Here is a 551-nt window from a genome sequence, read left to right as displayed (position 1 = left end):
TGCTACTGCTCTACCATAGCCATAAGCACATATCTTATCCTATTCGGACTATTGCGAGAAGTGCTATAGATTCTTCTTCCTGTATAGTATTTTTTGCGTTATCCTCACCAACCGTTCCTTTCTCCCCAGACTTGGCTTCACTCTCTACCACAACTTCTTCGTCTACTTGCTCATCATCAATTGTAAATTCAGTACCTATCTGATTGCTATCTTCCTCCAATTCATTAGATAATTTTTCAGATAGCTGGTCACCACTCAAATATGGTTCCTTTGAATATTTAGCATAATTATGGGGATCGGTTCTGTTTTCTGAATAAAACCCACTTTCAAAGTCTGAGTAGGAGCTTTGATTGAGCACAAAAAATAAGTTTTCATAATTAACCAGCATATCACTATCAGGGCTAACAAAATTTAAATATTCATCGCCTTCCCATTCTGGGTGGTGTCTATACTCTGCTATGTAGTATTTACTAGAGTCGAGAGGTATAGCACTTCTCGCAATAGTCCGAATAGGATAAGATATGTGCTTATGGCTATGGTAGAGCAGTAGC

1 pseudogene is annotated in these 551 nt (G+C 38.3%); it reads right to left on the bottom strand.

Annotated elements, in window-relative coordinates:
* Positions 1 to 34: 34 nt before the first annotated feature.
* A pseudogene (locus OZD68_RS00100) lies at positions 35 to 551 on the bottom strand (hypothetical protein); the annotation flags it as partial.

This window comes from Wolbachia endosymbiont of Drosophila bicornuta (assembly GCF_028982105.1).
GTDB classification, from domain to species: Bacteria; Pseudomonadota; Alphaproteobacteria; order Rickettsiales; family Anaplasmataceae; genus Wolbachia; species Wolbachia pipientis.
The sequence above is the reverse complement of the archived record's forward strand: the minus strand, read 5'-3'. Positions and strand labels throughout refer to the sequence as shown.